This window comes from Nostoc sp. (genome assembly GCF_036917515.1).
GTDB lineage: Bacteria > Cyanobacteriota > Cyanobacteriia > Cyanobacteriales > Nostocaceae > Nostoc.
The window spans coordinates 1-19,851 of record NZ_JBALDE010000203.1 but is presented as its reverse complement, the minus strand read 5'-3'; the positions used below and the strand labels follow the sequence as shown (position 1 = coordinate 19,851).

13 protein-coding genes are annotated in these 19,851 nt (G+C 42.1%); 4 read left to right on the top strand and 9 right to left on the bottom strand.

What is annotated here, in order from left to right; all coding sequences use genetic code 11:
• Positions 1-102 precede the first annotated feature (102 nt).
• Both V7K89_RS26775 and V7K89_RS26770 read left to right on the top strand, forming a co-directional pair.
• Positions 103-906: a DUF6816 family protein gene (locus tag V7K89_RS26775; RefSeq protein WP_335192624.1), complete on the top strand. Its 804-nt coding sequence runs from the start codon at positions 103-105 to the stop codon at positions 904-906.
• Positions 907-994: 88 nt separating this feature from the next.
• Positions 995-2,815, top strand: a complete 1,821-nt coding sequence (locus V7K89_RS26770; protein WP_335192622.1) for an ABC transporter ATP-binding protein — start codon at positions 995-997, stop codon at positions 2,813-2,815.
• Between the two features lie 434 nt (positions 2,816-3,249).
• Here V7K89_RS26770 and V7K89_RS26765 read toward each other — a convergent pair whose 3' ends face one another.
• Complete coding sequence (locus V7K89_RS26765; protein WP_335192620.1) at positions 3,250-4,203, bottom strand: hypothetical protein; 954 nt, start codon at positions 4,201-4,203, stop codon at positions 3,250-3,252.
• A 514-nt stretch (positions 4,204-4,717) separates the two neighbouring features.
• On the opposite strand from V7K89_RS26765, the gene V7K89_RS26760 reads away from it, so the two are divergent.
• Entirely contained in the window at positions 4,718-6,823 is a 2,106-nt protein-coding gene (locus V7K89_RS26760) for a M3 family metallopeptidase (protein ID WP_335192618.1), read from the top strand.
• A gap of 78 nt (positions 6,824-6,901) precedes the next feature.
• On the opposite strand, the gene V7K89_RS26755 is transcribed toward V7K89_RS26760, so the two are convergent.
• The 5 genes from V7K89_RS26755 to V7K89_RS26735 form a co-directional block, all read right to left on the bottom strand.
• A complete protein-coding gene (locus V7K89_RS26755; protein ID WP_335192616.1) occupies positions 6,902-7,702 on the bottom strand; it encodes a DUF928 domain-containing protein in 801 nt (266 codons plus the stop codon).
• 71 nt (positions 7,703-7,773) lie between these two features.
• Positions 7,774-10,161, bottom strand: coding sequence for a CHASE2 domain-containing protein (locus V7K89_RS26750; protein WP_335192614.1), 2,388 nt, complete (start codon positions 10,159-10,161; stop codon positions 7,774-7,776).
• A gap of 183 nt (positions 10,162-10,344) precedes the next feature.
• Positions 10,345-11,313: a DUF1822 family protein gene (locus tag V7K89_RS26745; RefSeq protein WP_335192612.1), complete on the bottom strand. Its 969-nt coding sequence runs from the start codon at positions 11,311-11,313 to the stop codon at positions 10,345-10,347.
• A gap of 293 nt (positions 11,314-11,606) precedes the next feature.
• Positions 11,607-14,330, bottom strand: coding sequence for a CHAT domain-containing protein (locus V7K89_RS26740; protein ID WP_442941770.1), 2,724 nt, complete (start codon positions 14,328-14,330; stop codon positions 11,607-11,609).
• A gap of 443 nt (positions 14,331-14,773) precedes the next feature.
• The gene (locus V7K89_RS26735; RefSeq protein ID WP_335192607.1) at positions 14,774-15,424 is read right to left on the bottom strand and encodes a sigma-70 family RNA polymerase sigma factor; all 651 of its coding nucleotides are present in this window, start codon (positions 15,422-15,424) and stop codon (positions 14,774-14,776) included.
• A gap of 412 nt (positions 15,425-15,836) precedes the next feature.
• Between V7K89_RS26735 and V7K89_RS26730 the strand changes: the two genes are divergently transcribed.
• Positions 15,837-16,253, top strand: a complete 417-nt coding sequence (locus tag V7K89_RS26730; RefSeq protein ID WP_335192605.1) for a diacylglycerol kinase — start codon at positions 15,837-15,839, stop codon at positions 16,251-16,253.
• Positions 16,254-16,387: 134 nt separating this feature from the next.
• Here the strand turns inward: V7K89_RS26730 and V7K89_RS26725 are convergent, their stop codons facing one another.
• The 3 genes from V7K89_RS26725 to V7K89_RS26715 form a co-directional block, all read right to left on the bottom strand.
• Positions 16,388-17,764: a DUF2330 domain-containing protein gene (locus V7K89_RS26725; RefSeq protein WP_335192603.1), complete on the bottom strand. Its 1,377-nt coding sequence runs from the start codon at positions 17,762-17,764 to the stop codon at positions 16,388-16,390.
• Positions 17,765-17,782: 18 nt separating this feature from the next.
• Positions 17,783-18,679, bottom strand: coding sequence for an RnfABCDGE type electron transport complex subunit D (locus tag V7K89_RS26720; protein ID WP_335192601.1), 897 nt, complete (start codon positions 18,677-18,679; stop codon positions 17,783-17,785).
• 511 nt (positions 18,680-19,190) lie between these two features.
• Positions 19,191-19,851, bottom strand: a 661-nt coding sequence (locus V7K89_RS26715; RefSeq protein WP_335192599.1) for a calcium-binding protein, incomplete at its 5' end; no start/stop codon positions are given.

Genomic DNA, 19,851 nt, shown 5'->3' with positions numbered 1-19,851 from the left:
CTCGGGATAAAGCTGATTATATTACCACAAATATTTAATTGTTTACAGAAAATTACTTAGTTTTTAATCGATAAATAATAAACGTTAAATACAAAACTGCTAATGTTTGTAATGAAGAGAATTTGGAGTTTTTGCTTGCTGTTTTTTTTCCTATCGTGCGGTAGTGAAGCGATTGCAGGAGAGTTGTCTGAACGGTTAGCAAATTTTCCTCAGTGGGAAAAATTAACTTCAGTACAACCAGCTTCGGGTGATTTGGTTTACCCGGAATGGATGGCTGGTACCTGGAAAGTTACAAGTACCTTAGTAGATTTAGCTGCGCCTTTAGCACCAGAGATTGTAACACCAGGATTTGAAGGTAATCGCCGACAATTAAATCAGCCTGTGAGTTTTGTAGTAAGATTTATAAAAGAGCAATCATCTATTACTGGGTTGTTAAAAATACTTCCTCAGATAGGTTACAAATCCCCAATTTTAGTAGCAGATAGAGCATTTAATAGCTTGAATTTGGCAAGAGCTTATTTAGGGGATGAAGCAGTGTTATTAGTCAAAGTAGATCCAGATTCACCTAATCGTCAGATTACGTTCTTACGTAGCAGTCGCCAACTAGTTTCCATTGTGACTGCACGGGCCACAGAAACTACCCCTGATAGCAAGTTCATCACCACAGAAGTGTTTCAACAACTATTTAAAGGCGGTTTACGCCCTTATTTAAACTCTGTAGAATCTACTACGGCTTATCATAAACTTTCAACATTTAATCCGGCGATTGAAGCAGATCAAGTTACTGCTGTCTATCTTTCACCCCAAGAACCAGATTACTTTAAAGCTGGTTCTCGACCAGTTGCTCTCTACCGCTATCGCCTCGAATTTTTCCCTCAAGAACTACTAACTACTCCCAAAGAGTGATTTGTCATCTAGCTCTTGACTAAATTTGTAATACATTTGTAGTATTTAGATTCCAAGTTTACGATCGCGCTCTTGGACGGTGTGCATCATGGCCAAATTTCAAGATATTGTCAATTACTTTCGCTCTGATTGGAAGCTGAGTGTTTTTAGTATCGCAGCATCCGGCATTTACGAAATTATTGATTTGGTTGTTCCTTATGCGATCGGACAGATTTTAAACGTTTTGTCTGGTCAACCTTTGGACAAACCACTTCAAAGTGCGATCGCCACCTTTTCGGACATCACCAATTATCCAGTTACTAAAACTCTATCTTTGAGTGTATTACTGGGTTTAGTATTCCTTGTCACCGTAGTGAGATCGCCAATACAACCCTGGTTAACCCATTGGTTTCATTGGGGTATAACCTTAAGGTTACGTCGGGAGAAAGCCCAAATAGCTATAGAAAAAATTCTCACTCTTCCACTGGAATTTTATGATGAAAATAACCCTGGACGCATTGCTGGAAGAATAGCTAGAGGTCTTACTAACCACACTTTTACATACCCCGAAATTGCTGGACAGTTGATTCCTAAACTAGTTCGAGTACTAGGAATTTTCGTTTTTATCTTAGTAATTGAGTGGCGAATTGCAATTTTGTATCTAATTTCCTTTGTAGTTATTCTTAGCTTTACTTTGAAGGATTTAAAGCAGCTGATTTGGCACGAAACTGTTCTGGATAAATATGGAGAGAATACGGAAAGCCGCAATTCTGAACTGATCACCAACATCAAAACGGTAAAAGCATTTGCAACAGAAGCTAAAGAATTAAAGCGGCAAAAGCAACGTTTGAATCGCGAACTAACGGTGGTTGAGTATCGTATCCACAAAGGTTATACAAAACTAGCTACTTGGCAAAGGACTGTAATTCAATTCTGCGTATTTACTATCCTGGGTTTGACTCTAGCAGCAACTGTGGACGGTAGAATTTCTCTCGGTCACTTTGTCATGACTTTAACTCTTTCTAGCATGGCTTATGCCGAATTAGAACCTATTAGCGATTTGGCAGAACTTTTTGCCCGTCGTTATTCTCCGATGCTACGGTTTCACGAATTTCTCCAAGAGCCAACTATATCTGATTCAGCTAGTCTTTTAGAAGAGAGTAATCAGACAGAATCACCTTATAAATTTACTGGAAAAGTTGAGTTATCACACGTTAGTTTTGGATATAATGCCAACCGTCAAGTTTTGCAAGATATTAACTTGTTGATTGAGCCATATCAAACAGTGGCATTAGTAGGGCGTTCTGGTTCTGGAAAGTCTACTTTAGTGAAATTGCTGTTGCGATATTTTGAACCTCAAGCAGGTCAAATTCTAATTGATGGTCAAGATATTCGTACTTTGGATGTGGGTAAGTATAGACGAAGGCTAGCAATCGTTCACCAAGAAGTAGACGTTTTCAACGGTACTATATTAGATAATCTGATTTATGGCAGACCAGATGCTAGTTTAGAAAAGGTTCAAGAGGCCTGTAGGATTGCCAGAGTCGATGAAATAGTGCAGCATTTACCTAAAGGTTATTACACCATTGTGGGGGAACGAGGTGTCAGGCTATCTGGAGGACAAAGACAACGCTTGGGAATTGCTAGAGCGTTGTTAGTGGAACCAGATGTACTAATTTTTGACGAAGCCACCTCTAGCTTAGATTATGAATCTGAGCGTTCAATTCAACTAGCAATGCGATCAATCCAGGGCACTTGTACCACTATTGTTATTGCCCACCGTTTAAGCACAGTCAGGGAAGCTGATAAAATTGTCGTTCTAGAGCAAGGAAAGATTGTAGAAGTGGGTAGCCACGATGAACTCTTGCGTCACAAAGGTATTTACCGCCGCTTGCACTCCCTGCAAGAAACCGGAGAACTCCTGAGTTAGAGGATATACACTTTTTAGATTTTAAATTTTAGATTGATTCCACAAATCAATCCGTTTGATTCAATCGACTTTATTCACAATAAGGTCGATTTTTTTATAGACATATCCAGAAATTAAATATAGCTGTAGTCACATAGGTTAGGACAGTATTGAGCGCTCAAAGCCTTGACAAAACTGGGTTTTTACTCAGCACGGGCTAAACGCTCCGCTGACGCTAACAGCACTCAGCACTTTGCTATATATGTTATCAAAACCCCTTTCGCGCCTATTCAATGGTACAACTAATATTATCAAGTGGGGAATTTGCTCCTATTCCCCAAAAAAACCTTAGCCATTGAAATTCATTTTATGCGCTTGGGTGAAGCATGAGAAGTAAATAATCCATTGCCTACTGCTAGAATACTAATCACTAATCGTATTCCAATCAAAAAAAACTAAGATTTGCTCTTATCTGCTTCTTTCTGTGCCGCCTCACTGTATTTTTTATAAAGTTGAGTACGAATCTTAGCTTCTTGATAACGGCTGTGGGTTTGTGGTACAGTACTCATTAAATCTGAAGCCCGTTGCCACTTAGCAGCAATCTCTAACCATTGAGTTGAGGTTGTAGCCGTTTTTCCTGATGCAGAAGCTTGGTTGGCAATTCGCACAGATATTTGAAATGGATCGTCAGATGGCTCAGAAAAGCTGTTGTTAGGAGAGCGAGATGGTGTTTGGGCTTTCCTGCCGTTAATATTTTCTGTAGTTAAAGATTTGGAAGTTTCTGGTTGTATTAAATTTTTCATATTACCTAGCTGGGTATAAACAACCCAACTAAACAACAATAGCGAGCAGAAACCAGCCGCTGCTAATATCTTTGTTTTAGGTTTATTTTTGGATTTTTCTTTGTGAATGAGTACTAAAGAACGAGAGACTTGAGTTTTTGGATAATTTGGTTTTCCTAGTTCAGCTTGAGCTTCTGTAATATCTTTAATTAATTGCTTGACAATATTGGGCTGAATTAATGTAATTTCCTGTGACCAAAGCAATTGATTCTCGCGATCGCTATCTATTTCTTTTAACCATAGCAATTGTTGTTCTCGAACAATCCGACTGTTGATCTTGACGCGGCGAATGTGACGTGGGGCGATAGACTCAAGAATTTGCTGGATTTGTTCTACTAAGGGAGATTGCTCTAGTTGCTCTACTTTAGCTGCCTCGCACAGAATTTGTAAGACACCATCAGAAAAAATGGCTCTAGTTCTGACACAAGACTGGGCTAGCTTTTCGTTCAATAGCTGAATAATTGCCGCAACGCTGCCTTGGTGAGCTTGCCACGCGATATCGTTTATCCGGTCTACCACCTGAAATTTAGTGATAGCTCTTCCACCCTGACTGATTAACGTATTCATTAATTTAGGGACTCTTTTTTACTGACCTCGATCTTGTCTTCGATTTTACGAGTAAAAAGATGAGTTGCCAAATAATATCATAAATATGGAAATATGAAGCTTCCTTTTTGGTTTGGTAAGGACACTCGCTGACGCTTAGGTAATTTGTTGTACGCTTCCACACCTTGAAAACGCGGAATTCTTGAGCTGAAACTGCGCTTTCAAGGTAATGCCCATGCTGACGGAGGATTTACCTGTTTGACATAGTACGCGAGCGTGTCTTTTGGCGATTGCCTTTAGTTAGATTCAGGTAGGTAAATGCACCCTGCTACCGATGCGAAGCCCCGACGATATGCGATCGCAACTTCATAAACTAAAAAAAATAATCGTATCGGGATACTTTTGTGAGGAATTATCGTTTTTTTTACTTTTTTGCCACAATGGCGATACTAAATAGCACAGTGATCGTTACATTAGAAGATATATAAACAAAAATCAACAATGATTTTTTTTCGTTTGCAGTTCACACAAAATCATGAGTGCAAGTACCATTATTTCCGATAATCCCTTACTCCAAGGCACTGGTTTACCTTCCTTTACAGAGATTAAACCAGAACGAGTAGTAGCAGCCTTCAATCAGTTGCTAGCAGAACTTGACCAGCAACTTGCTACCTTAGAGGGTAGTGTACAGCCCACTTGGAGTGGTTTAGTAGAACCCTTAGAAAAGCTGACAGAACGGCTTACCTGGAGTTGGGGGGTGGTAAATCATTTAATGGGTGTTAAAAATAGCCCAGAACTGCGCGAAGCTCATGAAATTGTACAGCCACTAGTTGTACAATTTATCAACAAACTCGGTCAAAGCCAACCTATCTACAATGCTTTTAAGGCACTCCGTAGCAGTGATAGTTGGGTAACTTTAGAATTAGCCCAACAGCGGATTGTAGAAGCCGCCATTCGAGATGCAGAACTTTCTGGTGTTGGCTTAAAAGGAGAGAAAAGAGAGCGTTTCAACGCTATTCAGATGGAGTTGGCAGAACTTTCGACTAAATTCTCTAACCATGTACTTGATGCCACAAAAGCCTTTAGCTTAACCCTGATAACAAAAGCGGAAATTGACGGTTTACCACCAAGTTTGGTGAGTTTAGCCGCCCAAGCTGCACGGGCGGCAAAAGAAGAGAATGCCACATCAGAAAATGGCCCTTGGCGCATTACTTTAGACTTCCCTAGCTACGGCCCTTTCATGCAACACAGCACCCGTCGAGATTTGCGTGAAAAGCTCTACAAAGCTCATATCACTCGCGCTTCTAGCAGTGATTTAGATAATAATCCTTTAATTGGGCGTATTTTGGAGTTACGGCAAGAACTCGCAGATATACTTGGCTTTAAGAGTTTTGCCGAGTTGAGCCTTGCAAGTAAAATGGCTCCTAATGTTGAGGCAGTTGAAGCACTATTAGAAGAACTACGCCAGGCCAGTTACGATGCTGCTGTCAAAGACTTAAAAGAACTCCAAGCTTTTGCTGCATCTTATGGAGAAGAATATCAGGATTTAAAACATTGGGACATCAGTTTTTGGGCAGAACGCCAACGAGAAGCAAAATTTGCCTTTACCGCTGAAGAATTACGTCCCTACTTTCCCCTTCCCCAAGTGCTAGATGGCTTGTTTGGACTTGTTAAGCGACTGTTTGGTGTTACTGTAACTCCAGCTGATGGTCAAGCCCCAATATGGCATAAAGATGTCCGTTATTTCCAAATAGCCGATGAAACTGGTTCTCCCATTGCCTACTTCTACTTAGACCCCTATAGCCGTCCAACAGAAAAACGCGGTGGTGCTTGGATGGATGTATGCATCAATCGTGCCAAAACTGAAAATGGTGCAACTGCCATCCGATTGCCTGTGGCTTATTTGATATGTAACCAAACGCCCCCAGTAGATGGCAAGCCGAGTTTGATGACTTTCTATGAAGTAGAGACTTTGTTCCACGAGTTTGGTCATGGATTGCACCACATGCTCACCAAGGTTGATTATGCTGGAGCCGCAGGCATCAATAATGTGGAATGGGATGCTGTGGAACTGCCCAGTCAGTTTATGGAAAACTGGTGTTATGAGCGACCCACTTTGTTTGGCATGGCGAAACATTACGAAACTGGAGAAGCCCTGCCAGAGCATTATTATCAAAAGCTGCTAGCGGCGCGTAATTATATGAGTGGTACTGGTATGTTACGGCAAATTCACCTTAGCAGTGTTGATTTAGAACTACACTACCGCTATCGTTCCGGTAGCAATGAAACTCCAGCAGATGTACGTCATCGTATAGCCAAGACTACTACTGTCTTACCACCACTTCCAGAAGATTCAATATTATGTTCTTTTGGGCACATTTTTGAGGGTGGTTATGCAGCAGGTTACTACAGTTACAAATGGGCTGAAGTACTTAGTGCTGATGCTTTTGCCGCTTTTGAAGAAGCTGGGCTTGAAAATGAAGAAGCAATAAAAGCTACAGGTCAGCGTTATCGGGATACAGTGCTAGCACTCGGTGGTAGCAAGCATCCAATGGAGGTGTTTCAAACTTTCCGGGGTCGCGAACCAAGTACGATCGCTTTGCTCAGGCACAATGGTTTAGTGAGTGCTGCTGTAAACTAAACAACACCTCTGTAGAGATGTTGCATTGCAATGTCTCTACTATCAAATATTGGCTTAACTAAACATTATTTTCCTAGTTTAAGGTGTTCCTGGAAGAATGGGTTCTTCGGCAACATCGTCTAAGCGAATGCTGCCTAATAAATTTCGCCACTCTGCTTTCAGGGCTGGATTTTGAGGATTTTTTTGACGTAGTTCAGCCAACGTCGTCAGTGCCTCGTACCATATCCCTTTTTGGGCATAGATAGTATAGCGCTTTAGAGGTTCTGCCGTTTCTAGTTCTTTGACTGTTGCTTGAGTGAGGTTAACTCGTTTTATTACCCCTTCAACAAAAGTTGGGGGAGCATTCTGCTGCTTGTCACAGTTAATGGTGAAAAACCAGCGGTATTGTTGGCCTACTGCTAAAGTGGGAGCAGTGCTAGGCAAAGAAACGCGGATGACTCCTGGTTTATCCGGTAGAGCGATCGCTTTTTTGTATACCTCGTTAGCGTCTGCATCTTGCAACACAAATTCAACTGTATATGGCGAATCTTTAGTATATGGCACATAGAAAAACCAACTTGGATATTCTACTGTTGTTTGTCCCCAGACATTAATTACAGAGTTAGCTTCCAGAGTAAAGGGTACTAAAGCAGTCAAGTCAATTTTAGGTGTAGGACATGCAGGTTCCCCGCGCTTTGCTCCACCACGAACACGACCTCCAGGAGGGGAACCAGGTGGAATTGGAGGTTGAGTAAAAGTTGTGGCTTGAGCAAGGGTTGTTTTAGCGTCAGAGCGATTAGGGGTTGGTTTCGCCAGTACTGGAATCAGGTTAACTAATAAATTAGTACAACTAAAAGCTACTACTAAAAACAGTTTTATCGGTTGTGAATTTAAATTCATAGAAACCTGACCTCATAGGATTTTAGATTTTAGATTGGGCACAAGAGGCTGAGGGGCAGAGGGGGAAAAACTCACAGCAACTTCTCCCCTGCTCCCTTGCTCCTCTGCTTCCTTACTTCTTCCCCATTCCCCGCCCGAACTTTTATTTTTGAATTATTATAAATTGACATCAAACTCGCCATAGCTACAAGCGATAAAACTGACGGTACAAAAGGTACCCAAGCACCTGAAATTAACAGACCAAAGCAAACTACATACAAAACGCTAGAAGTAACACCGATTGCCAATGCCAACCAGGGTAACGAAAGCTTGCGCCAAACCAGGATTCCCCCGATCAAAGACCAGCCCCAAATCCAGGCGACCTCAGTCCACCATGACCAAGCCCGCAGCAACGGCCGCCCATCCTGAACTGCACCAAGGATCTGGCTGACCATGTGAGCTTGTACCAGTACTCCTGGCATTTGCTCATCTAAAGGAATTCCATAAGGTGTCGGCCAGGTGTCTGGAGAATCACCCTTTGCAGTCACACCAATCAGAACAATCCGGTCTTTGATGGCGCTGGGATTAACCGGACTAGATAAAAATTGCGTTAGCTTTACCTGTTCGGCTATTTCTTTTGGAGACCGATAGTTGAGTAAGATTTGACCGCTATTAGCATCAATATTTTGATAGCCAGCAGTACGAGACTTCAGATTCGGAAAAATAGTCTTACCCAACTGCAAATATCCTTCACGGGTGAACTCTGTTTGAATTCCTAAAGGGCGCAGATAAAGAGATGCTAGTTGTAAACTGAAGGAATATTCAGCAGAACACAATGATGTCGTCTCCTGATTCATGAACAGAAGATGCCGACGAATAACTCCATCGCGATCGTGAATAAAGTCACTGAATCCCAGATTTCCTGGGGGGATTTCTGGCGGTGGCTTAATCCCTTTGATATTTTCTGTGCTATCACTCCCCTTGCATACGCCAACCAAGTTCTGAGTTTGCTGGAGACGAGTAATTAAATCTGGCTCTTTGGCCTTAAAATCACGGTAGACATCTAAGCCGATCGCGCGGGGTTGGTATTGATTCAGTTTTGCTAAGAGTTTATTAAGAGATTTTTCAGAAATAGAAGCTCCAATCAAGGACTCGCCATTTTGTCTTTGAATTGCTAGATCGTCATCGTCAATTGTGATGATCAACAGTCGAGGATCAAGTCCTTCTGCGGGGCGTGATCGCATCATTAGGTCAAAGGCTTGAATCTCTGGATTTTCTAGCAATCCCAACAATCTCACACCAAAAACCAAAGCTGTGACTGCCAAGCTGGATAACACAGTTCTCTTAAATCTGCGTCTGTTAGACAAAGGTAAATTTGCTTTATCTTCATCTTCAGATTTTGTAGACCTTAATTCATCCCAAGTCGGTGGAATCTGCGCCGGATTTTGGCAAATCACTGGTAGCCAAGTTGCACAAGGAAATCTATCCTCAAGTCCTTGCAAGCGTTCCCGCGCTTGGCGTACCGCTTGATATAAAGACTCGCCACCAGCAAAGCCTTGGAGAAAATACTTTAAAAACTCCTTGGCAACCTGGTCTGGGACAGGTTCACGCATAATGATCATTTGAGGAATTTGCAAATCAGCTAATTCTCGCGCCAATCCCAATCCATCACAGGAGTTGAATATAGCTAATTGCAAACCATTTTCAATAGCTTTTTTGAGAGCGTACTTTAACTCGCCAATGGTAAGACTATCAGTTCTATTCAGGTAAATTCGCCCGCTTTCTCCATTTACATGACTAGAACTGTGTCCGGCAAAGAAAAGAATATCCCAGTTTTTTCCCCAGAGATGTTCAGTCAAGTCCTTACGCAGTGGTTCTACCAAAAAGCTCACCTCTGCATTACTACACTGTTGCAGTAAAGCTTGATCGGCTTGGGTGTCAATCCCCTGACTATTGCCCACAATTGCCAAAATATTGACTAATTGATTGAGAGCGCGTGGCTTGTGAATGCGATCGTAAGATGGTGAAGAAAGGGCAATTTCAGCTTTGGGATAGCGTTCTAACAAGTCCCACAGATGCCAGGGTAATAGCTGCAATTGGCTATTTTCTGTTTGCAAAATCACCCGTACTTCGTCGTTGGACGATAATCTTTCTAACCATTTTTCCCTCAGAGGGCGAAACTCCTCTGCTCGCAGCCAGGTATTAAAGCGTGCCCGCAAAATATGAGAAGCGTTTTCGCAGTCTTGAACCATCGATACATTCGTCACCTGCATTTGGTCAGCATGGAGGCGATAACGATAGCCTATCTGCCGATAACTAGACTGCCAATGACTATAATAGAGTGGCATTTCCGGGAATGAAGGTAGCCTCCCTGCGATTTCGGTTGTAGCACGCTCGTGTTCTTCACCAATTTGGAGGGTGACAGCAAACCCCTGCTCAAAACTACCCTCTCCAAATTTGATCGCCACTAATTTACTCATAACCGTCGCTATCTCCCTGTGCAAGATCGTGCCCTGTTCTTATATCCGATCGCAAGTCTCACATGCGTCTACAGCTTTTTTCCAAAATCCCTAAAAGCTGGCTTGGATTTTTAATTTTTAATTTTTAATTAATCAGTTATCACTTAATAAATTACTGAGAAAGAGGGAAGATAGCTACATATTTCAAATTTGGAAATATTCGGTGATACTGATATTATCCAAAGCTACCCTAACACTAAATTGCTCTGTAGGTTCACCACGAAATCGCAATTGAATGTAGTTGTCTAATTTTCTAGATTGAGCGTCGAGAAATATTGCTCCTGAACTATCTATAACAGTGAGATGAACTCCTGGTGGCAAGTAGATTTGATTTCCAGTAGCGTGCAATTGGAGATGAATACTAGTTTGTTGATCTTTTTCGGGACTAATTTCCACAATCAACATCACAGGTTGGTTGTGGATTTGGATACCTAAATCAATCACTTTTGCCCGTTTAGTAATTAATTCTGGTTGTTTGAGCGTATCTAATTCCAAAGTTTCAATACTGCGAAAGGCATAAGTTGGCCTGAGTTCCGGCACGTTCCATAGCGATTCAATAGTCTCCCAGCCAGTTTCAAATATACCAGCAAACCACTGACTCAAATTCACTAATGAATTAACTGGGGATTGACGTAGTTGCCAGATATAGTCAATAAACGCTTCTAATGGTTGCAGTTGCGCTAAAGGAACTGTTTCAGTTGCCACACTAGGGATAAAACCAAGCAGCCTTGCTTCTTCAAGCGATTCATCAAATTGAACTATTAAATAACCCACCCGTTCTTCCCAAGTTTCTGGAGGAATAGAACATATCTGTTGATGCAGATGCACAGGGCGACACTCCAGACGGCCAATTGAGGGCACTTCTAAATCAGCCACATCCCCACAAAGACGCATGATCGGGTTCCAACTGTCACTAGCTTGAAGGTCAGTAGGAATATCCATCATCTGCAAGTAGTCATTCACCACCCATACAGCTAAAGTATTCAGCCGGATTTGCTCTGCTTTTTCAGGATTTGGTTGCTGGTTAGCAAATTGCTGGGCAGTTGTGCGAGCTGTTTGGGAAATCGGCAATGTTAAAGCGAAATCATCTAGCTGATAGGTGGAGTTATTCATAAGTCAATTTCTAGGGTTCAATGCTGCTATGTATATATCACCCGCATTCAATAAATTTATGCCACAAAATTGAATACTGGAAAAAGAGAATTGGGGACTGGGGATTAAGTAAAAATAGCCCATAAAATTAAAAGATTGTATATTGAAATGATCTATGAGATAGAGATTTTGAGTATTTATACTTTTCTCAAGATAGCTTCAAGCTGCTAAAAGCGGCTTATCAACTAGCAGATAGTTTGCCAAATTTTGAGCGGACAATTTGAGCGAACAATTGGAAGATTAGCTCCCCCAAATCACAACCAATTACCAATCAATACATAGGCAGACCAAAAGCTTGGCGCTTTGTAGTTGGGATGTTTCAGCAGTTGTAGCTGGGCACGATGGACTGCTTCGGCTTTGGTGATTTTGCCACTCTTGAGTTCTCGATAGAAGGCACTAACAAACATCGCTGTTGATTCATCATCAATCTGCCACAAGGAAGCTATGGTACTACGTGCCCCAGCTCGGACAGCTGCTCCTGCTAGACCGAGTGCTGCACGGTTGTCTCCTGTTGCTGTCTGGCAAGCACTCAAGACTAATAATTCTACTACGGTTTTACTCTGACTGCGGAAGAGAGTATCAAAATCTTTGACATTGATCTGACCATCAAAATCTAAAATAAAAGTGTCTTCAAGGCGGGAACTAAACTGACCGTGGGTTGCCAAATGCACTATGTTGAATGAAGCAGCACCAATTTCACTTTCCAAATTCTTTTTCTTAAAATCTCTATCAAGTAGGCTGGTTGTCGAAACTCCTGCTTTAGCAATACCGTCAAATTCAGATTTGATCGCCAGCAATGGTGCAAACTTGGGAAATCCTGGCGGCGGCTGAGTCAATCCGGCGGTTAGCGCTCTCAGCTGCTGTTTAATTAGCGGTTTCGGGTCGAGGAGTTGTAGACCGACGCTCAGGGCGATCGCATATTTCTCTACCAAGTATTGTTTACCATCGTAGAGAGCTGCCATTGGTAAATTGCGTAATGGGACATCTAAGACGAAGACTAAGGTATCGACGCTACTTTTTTGCAGTTGTGACTCAATGGGTTTAAGCAGCCAGCTGTAAACTTCTTGCGATTGGCTTTGGACGATCTTAGTAGCAGTTGGATTGACAAGATTTCTTCGCAGTTTTATTAAAAGTTTCTCTACTTCTGCTTGGGAAATCTTGGTACTGTAGCTTTGCAGAGGTTGTTTAGGAATTTTGACAATTACCTGGAGTTCGTCACGAAGAATAATTGGATAAAGGATGGCAGCCTTGGAATTATCTTTGTCTACTACTCGATCGAGGGCTACTTTCTGACCTTGCAGACAAGCTTCCTGAAAGAAGTCGTCTAATTCTGCTAGTTGGAGTGCTTCAATCCGCTGGCGTGCTTTCTCCAATATTTTTTCATTTGGTTTTCCTTTTTGAGATTGCAGCAGTAACTCTACTGACTGGCGGTAGACGGGTTCTACACTGTCTCGGAAGTCAAATTGCACATCCTGGTTCACTACATCTTTATTTACTACTAAATCTCTGCGGAGAGACTCAAGAGTGTCTACAGCAGCATCATAAGCGGCGATCGCACCATTAATATCTTTTTTTGCCCAGAGCAATCTACCTAACTGCCACTCCAAGCTATAGGTAATTTCTGGTGCATTGCTACTCTGTGCCAAAGCTAATCCTTGCCGGGTCAGGTCTTGTGCTTCTGACCACTGTCTGGTTTCTTCGTACAAGCCGCCTAAACTCTTCAGAGCATAAGCCTCTGCCCGCTTGTCCCCTAAACTGCGGGATTGCTGGATGGCACTAGCAAGTAATTTTGCTGAGTCTTTTGTTCTTAATCTTGAGTAAAAATTCTGACTTGATGCTTGTAATACACCACTCTTGACTTTTGCCAAACTTTGTGAAAAGTTAACCTGAGCGTAAATACTCGCACGGCTGAGGGGAAGTTGGTCGAGTTGGGACTCAATCGACGGCAAAAAAGTTTGAACCTTTGCCCATTCTTTATCTTTAATCAGTAGTCCCAGGTGATTGAGTTGTGCTTGAACTTTTGTTAGAGGTGAGGGAGATACTGCGACTGTTTGTTGATAATAGGCGATCGCCTGTTCCTTTTGGTTTTGTTTACGGGCATTATTTCCCAAACTGAATAGACTAGCCCCAATATCAGCACTTGATTGCAGGTTTCGAGCAATGATCAGACTTTCTTCTAGTGCTTGGCGTGACTTTTTCAAATCGCCCAATACCAAAAGGGCATCACCGAGCGATCGCAAACTCACTGTCTTTTCTATAGAATCTGGTTGAGATTTTAACGTCTGACTTATTCGATCGAGTGTTTTGATCGCCCGTGGGTAAAATCCTTGGGTGCGCCACGCCTGTGCTTGATTGATTAGCGATCGCACCACACCACTTTGATTATCTGCTTGTTTGTAAATTTCTTCTGTCCGCTGCCAAGTTAACAAAGCCGCTTCAGAGTGTCCCATTGCTAATTGCAGACGACCTTGAATATCTAGCGATTGGGCAAATATTTGCAGATTTTGGTTTTCATCCAGTCCTTGGAGTAAATTTAAGCTTTCTGTAATTGCCTGCTGCGCCTGACTCCATGCACCGAGTTGCTGGTAAGCTAGGGAAAGATTACTCAGTACCACTGCTAGTGCAAGGTTCTCCCCTTGCTGCTTATATATTTGGACAGCCTGTTGTAACACTTCTACAGCTTTGGCAAAGTTGCCATTACTGTATAAAACTTTGCCTTGCTGTAGGAGTGAGGCGGCATCAGTGGGTACAGCGAGCGATGTCAGACTGTTTATTGGCAATTGGGATAAAGAATTGATTGAGCTAGGAACTTTTGCTAGCACTGGTGAACCGACAATGCATAGCAAAGCGACCAGGAAGTACAAAGGCAAACGTAAAAAGTGAGCTAGGGGGGTGAGCCAGCGCGTCCTTGACGTTTCCCGACCCCTGTTTTTAAACTTTAGAGAATTCGCGCCAAAAATCCTAGTTGTTTTAGCCATAAGCATGATGAGAGGTAGGTGATAACCAGAAACACATAGGATCAACTATTAGGCTAACAGGGTAATGTTACCATTCCCATCCCTCACCAATCTTTGAGCTTCCACAATCTTCTTATTTGTTGGGATCGCAGTGAAACTTGATTAGCAAAGTATAGTTAAAAGGCGATCGCAAACCTTAAACAAAAACCCACCGAAATAGTGCTGAGTAAAAAGTAAAATTAACTAGTACAGCGCAGCGGAAATAAACAACCTATTTCAAATCAACGAAACGTTTACACTGTATTTCTTTTGACTTTTGACTTTTGACTTTTGCCTTGCGGTACTAGGCTTAGGCATAAAATTAATTCCGAGGAATGAATACCTCGGCTGAAAGTAAGGAGATTCATCAGTAATACTTCTGACTCAGCACTGGCTCAACCCTAGCTATTCGCTAACAGCACCGTTCATAATAATCCCTCCAATTCTGCAAACTTACGCAAACGCGGTAAACATTGGCGTTGATAAAAACTGCTTAATGTCGGAATTGACAACCTAAATTCCTCAGATAAATCTTTCCAGCTAACTTCTGGAGGTAAGCGTTTGAGAATTAACACCTGACAATTTACATCTGGACGCCCTTTAATATAAGTACCGCGCAGTTCTCCATCCGAATCTGTCTTCGCCCATATCTCCAAGTCTTCCAAAATCGGAGGTGCTTGGGGGCTAGCCGGTAGGTTATCTACAGGATCGATAGTTTCACTTGTTCCACCAGATGTATACTGACGAATTCTCAAAGGGACTGTTGTGGCTTGTTCTCGGTTCTGGTTAAGGTAAAAGTCTTGTAGTCTCCGTTTTAGGTAAGCATTCAGCCAGGTGATCACACTACCATAACTGGGATCGTAGGTTTGGCCTGTCATACCTTCACAAACATTGCGACAGAAATACAACCAAGTTTGTTGTAGTGCGTCTTGATAGTAAGGAGTAGTTTCCCTCCAAAGTCTACTTGCTGTCAAGCGAATAATTTGCGTGAGCAGCTTCTGGCGCTGAGGGCTTCCACGTTGGTGTCTACAGGCTTCTGTAACTAAGCGGCGTAGCTGTTCATCGAATTGAACCATGACAATCTTGGCGAAGAAAGCAAGAATATCTTAGTATTGCGTATAACAATACCCGAAGAATTACCTTTCCTTAAGATACTAGATATTTTTTACAAGGAAGTGGGGAACGGGCATAGACTATTGGGAGATTTGACACTTTCCTGGCTTCAGTGAGAGAGATTCTTAAGACATCGAGCGCCTTAATATCCTGGTTGCTCAGGTTCTCAAACTCACCACGTTTGCTCATAGAGCTTGGTGATACACTCAATTTACCGCTTTTATCTCCACCCTATAAGTAGATTCAGGGTAAGGAGTTCACCACTAGATAAAAATCAGAATTTTTCTGGCAGATTACTATAAAACAGTTATTTCGCAAGTATCACTACACTAGTAAACGTCTGATTTCTGACACAATAGTTTGAAAGTGAAATATATGTTTTCTCGTTACAAAACTATGAGCGATCGCAAAAAATATAAAAAAGACCGCATACTGGGTTATCATCCCATCCAAAAGCTCAAGATTATTCTCACAGGTCTTTATGTCGCTGTTATCTCTGACTTTAGCGTTGCCTACAAACTTGTTTTATCAGTTCCAGTTCTAGGCTTCTCATTTATCTTTCGGCAATGGGTTGATGTCACTCTGATTTTACTAGCAACAGGGATGATGCTGGTTGCCGAATTATTTAACAGTGCGATCGAAATCTTATGTGATTTTGTAGAAGAACAAGAGGATACCCGGATTGGGATGATTAAGGATATTGCAGCCGCCGCAGCTGGCGTCAGTATCTTTGTGTGGGCTGTCACACTCATGCTTGAAGCAAGTCACCTCTGGCAATTGCTAAAAATTTAACTATCAATTATTCGAGATAGTGTGAGGAGTATTTTCAACAAGATCCTAAGACTTATTAGCTAAGAAAAAATAAGTAAAGGAAATTATCAAATTGGATTTTTTGAATTAATCTTACTCCTCACTCCCCATCCTCCTTAATACAATCTCAGCCAGGATAATAAATTTTCCCACCAAGAATACCGCAGATTACCTACACTCAACTTCATTTTGTTGCGAATATCTTGAATTTTCCAGTTGGTTAGTTTAGCTAGAGTTTGCGCCTCTTGTTCAAAACGTTTGGGTAAAGACTGCTTATATTCTCTACCAGCCTGACATTTAAGTTCCCCTTGGAACGGATGTTGCAAAACATAGCGTCCTTGAAAAGATTCACTGTTGGCAGTTTGTTGAAATATCAAGTCTTCAGGGAATTTGTCGCGGGTATAGCGAACATGCAATCGAGAGATGAAAACGTTACTTCTAGGAAAGGGACGACGAAAACTGGGGGGTACTGGCACATTACTTGTAGAATTATCATCTAGCCAAAATACACCTGCTTGCTTGAGTTCTTCTGGAGTCAGGGGTTCGGCAGAACAAGGATCGCAACTACCCATATCCCAAGCATATTCTAAAAAACCAACTTTCCTGTCTTCTTTGGTGTAGATAGTTTGAAACATAGATTTATAAAATTCACCAAATTCTTCTTTGACAAATAAGGGAATATTCGCGTCAGAGGGAATTTTTACCGTCCGATAGTTGGTGATTTCTGCTTGTCCTTGGGGCGAGAGGATGTAGACAATTAAATCCTGCTCTGTCGTAGCATTGATCATGCCTAAACGAATTGGCAACATAAATTTAGGCGATTGGTAAGAAATTTGTAGCGGACGGAGGAACTGATAGCCAGATTGCTCGAATTTATCCAAGTTGACTTTAGCAACAAAGAATTTCATTGAGGAGCGAATATAAGGCTGAAGTAACTGTTTCGCACCTCTGGGGATTTTGTAGCCATTGCGTTTAAGCCAAGTTTCCAATCCACCAGATTCTTTCGCACTGAGGATCACAATGTCGTATTCGCCAACGTTAAAACGTGCTTCAACCGTCACACCCAAGCTAGCATCGCCCGTTGCACTCCCCGCCTCACTTCTCGCCGCTGCTGGCGCTGGTGCTGCTGATAACTCTCTATCATAAACTGGGGCACAAGGATCTGGGTCGAAATATTCTACTAATCGCGGCGCACTAAAAGCATCTAGGCGCTCGATAATTTTCGGTTCAGTGACACGAACTTGTTCTTTTTGCAGCACCGTTGGCACTGGTACTACCATTGCAAAATCTTTGACTTCGCCTTGAAAATCGTTTGCCATTGTTAGGATAGTGCGTTCGCCATCCCGCGCGATCACTACCTGAGAAGCTTTGTTATACAATTTTGTATCAGCTTTGGCTACATAAAATCCACAAAATGCCCAAGCTGCTGGTGCAAAGCACAAAACAGCTACAATTGCCAACAATAATGGTGTTAAAAGTCGAAAAAACTTCATTTTATACCTCTATCTTTTTTAGTGCTGAGTGGTGAGTGAGGAGTTAGGAGTTAGGAATGCTGAGTAAGAAGTTCCCCCTACTCCCTCTGCCTTCCCTGCTTCCTCATCTTTCTCTTGCCAAGCAAACCTTGGGGCTAACCAGAAAACATCTAGCAGGATGCTCAACGGTGCAAGAGCAAACAGCGCCCAGAAAACGGCTGTGGAAACAAAGAAATAATTTCGCAGGATAAAAGTTAATCCAGCGATACAAACTGCCCAAACTACGCGCCCAATTCGGGAATTGGGGATTGATCGCGGATCTGTAATCATAAATAGGGCGAACAGCAGCAAAGACCCACTCATCAATCGATGCCAGTAAACATCCCAAGTCCAACCCAGCCAGAGATTGCGAATCGCCTCTAGCAAAGAGTAGGAACCCAAAAAAGCTGCTGTGGTGTCCCAGCGACCAATGCGCTGCAAAATCATGCCGCCAGTACCGAGAAATAATAGCCCATACCACCATTCTTCACCCCATTGTCCCGGCGAAACCCAAGCATCAGAGGTGAGAATCAAGGCAGATATGATGCCAAAGTTGGCAGGATTGAAGAAATGCTTATCGCCGACTCGAAAAATAAATTTGCTAGCGATCGCAATTGCTGCGGCTATTGCCATTGTCGTCCAGTGGTCAGCCCGCAACAGTAAACTCAGTCCCAGTGAGGTAATTAAAGCACTGCGCAAATTTAGACTTTGTCCTTTGTTGTTGGCTAATGACCAATGACCAATAACTAATGACAATATCCATTGAGTTGTAAGACTTGTGGCGATCGCTACCCCAATCAATTCTGGTCGCAGCGTCCAATCTCGTGTACCGATTCCCAAGACTAGGAACAAGCCCAAAAATAAAATCTGATAATCTCGTATATCTTTTAGTAACATCAACCCTTAAATTCCGGGATTACCCGTAGATTTCTCATCAATTTAGACGAGTACTAGGTAAAACAGCATTGCTGTTACAGATTTTGTTACAAAATAAAGCATTTACAGAGCAAAGGGATCGCTGTGATGTTTAAACCTTTGATGCCGAATTTTTATGCAATGCCCCAAGTCAAAATAGCCAAAAAATAGAGTGCGATCGCACTCTAACATTTGATGTTAATTGATGAACAAGCTCAATAGCAGAAAGATTTTTGGATAAGAAAAAATCTTGATCGTTTAGGGATTTCCAGATCAAAAAGTATCTAATTACTTATTGCACGGTGAAGAGAAGTCAGCAGGTTCAGGCTTGCTGAGATGGCTGTACCAAGACCAAGAGCGCACAGAACTTGAAAGTGTTTCATCGGACTATAACCGAATTGGAGAATTTATTTATTGAAAATGCTTGTTCGGGTTTTACCCCTGTTATAGTCATCCCCTACCGCCTTTTCTATTTAATAACTTCAACAGGTTGTTACACCAACACAATGTCTAGATTAGTACTAAAGCCAGAAGGTTTGTTCTCGATGGTAGCGAATAGGCTTCCATTGTAGGATAAGTTTCCATTATTGTAGTCATAGCTGAACTGGCTGTTAGAGGTAGCGCCAAAGCCATACTTAGAAATCTGAATTTTGTCACCTTCTTTCCACTCAAAGTCTTTGATAATGTCAACGCCGTCGTAGAAGCTATCGAAGACAAATTTATCCGCGCCAACACCACCATACAGTACATCTTGTCCGCTGCCACCTTTTATATAGTCATCACCAGCCCCACCGTTAAGAACATTATTGGCGCTACTACCAACAATCGTATCGTTGCCAGCTGTACCAATTAAATTCTCAATGCTGACTAAAGTATCTGTGAGAGTGGAATTTCCCGGAAATCTAACTACACCAGTGGAGAGATTGGCATCAATTGGACCAGAAAAGAAAGCATAAGATGTGGTATCAGTTCCAGCACCACCATCAATGGTGTCAAAGCCAAAGCCACCATCTATGAAGTCATTACCTGCTCCACCGCTGAGAAGATTATTGGCATCATTACCAACAATCGTATCGTTGCCAGCTGTACCAATTAAATTCTCAATGCTGACTAAAGTATCTGTGAGAGTGGAATTTCCCGGAAATCTAACTACA

Bases quoted from the DNA above. Each gene is read 5' to 3' on its own strand.
- V7K89_RS26775 (WP_335192624.1), top strand. From the start codon at position 103: ATGTTTGTAATGAAGAGAATTTGGAGTTTTTGCTTGCTGTTTTTTTTC.
- V7K89_RS26770 (WP_335192622.1), top strand. From the start codon at position 995: ATGGCCAAATTTCAAGATATTGTCAATTACTTTCGCTCTGATTGGAAG.
- V7K89_RS26765 (WP_335192620.1), bottom strand. From the start codon at position 4,203: ATGAATACGTTAATCAGTCAGGGTGGAAGAGCTATCACTAAATTTCAG.
- V7K89_RS26760 (WP_335192618.1), top strand. From the start codon at position 4,718: ATGAGTGCAAGTACCATTATTTCCGATAATCCCTTACTCCAAGGCACT.
- V7K89_RS26755 (WP_335192616.1), bottom strand. From the start codon at position 7,702: ATGAATTTAAATTCACAACCGATAAAACTGTTTTTAGTAGTAGCTTTT.
- V7K89_RS26750 (WP_335192614.1), bottom strand. From the start codon at position 10,161: ATGAGTAAATTAGTGGCGATCAAATTTGGAGAGGGTAGTTTTGAGCAG.
- V7K89_RS26745 (WP_335192612.1), bottom strand. From the start codon at position 11,313: ATGAATAACTCCACCTATCAGCTAGATGATTTCGCTTTAACATTGCCG.
- V7K89_RS26740 (WP_442941770.1), bottom strand. From the start codon at position 14,330: ATGGCTAAAACAACTAGGATTTTTGGCGCGAATTCTCTAAAGTTTAAA.
- V7K89_RS26735 (WP_335192607.1), bottom strand. From the start codon at position 15,424: ATGGTTCAATTCGATGAACAGCTACGCCGCTTAGTTACAGAAGCCTGT.
- V7K89_RS26730 (WP_335192605.1), top strand. From the start codon at position 15,837: ATGTTTTCTCGTTACAAAACTATGAGCGATCGCAAAAAATATAAAAAA.
- V7K89_RS26725 (WP_335192603.1), bottom strand. From the start codon at position 17,764: ATGAAGTTTTTTCGACTTTTAACACCATTATTGTTGGCAATTGTAGCT.
- V7K89_RS26720 (WP_335192601.1), bottom strand. From the start codon at position 18,679: ATGTTACTAAAAGATATACGAGATTATCAGATTTTATTTTTGGGCTTG.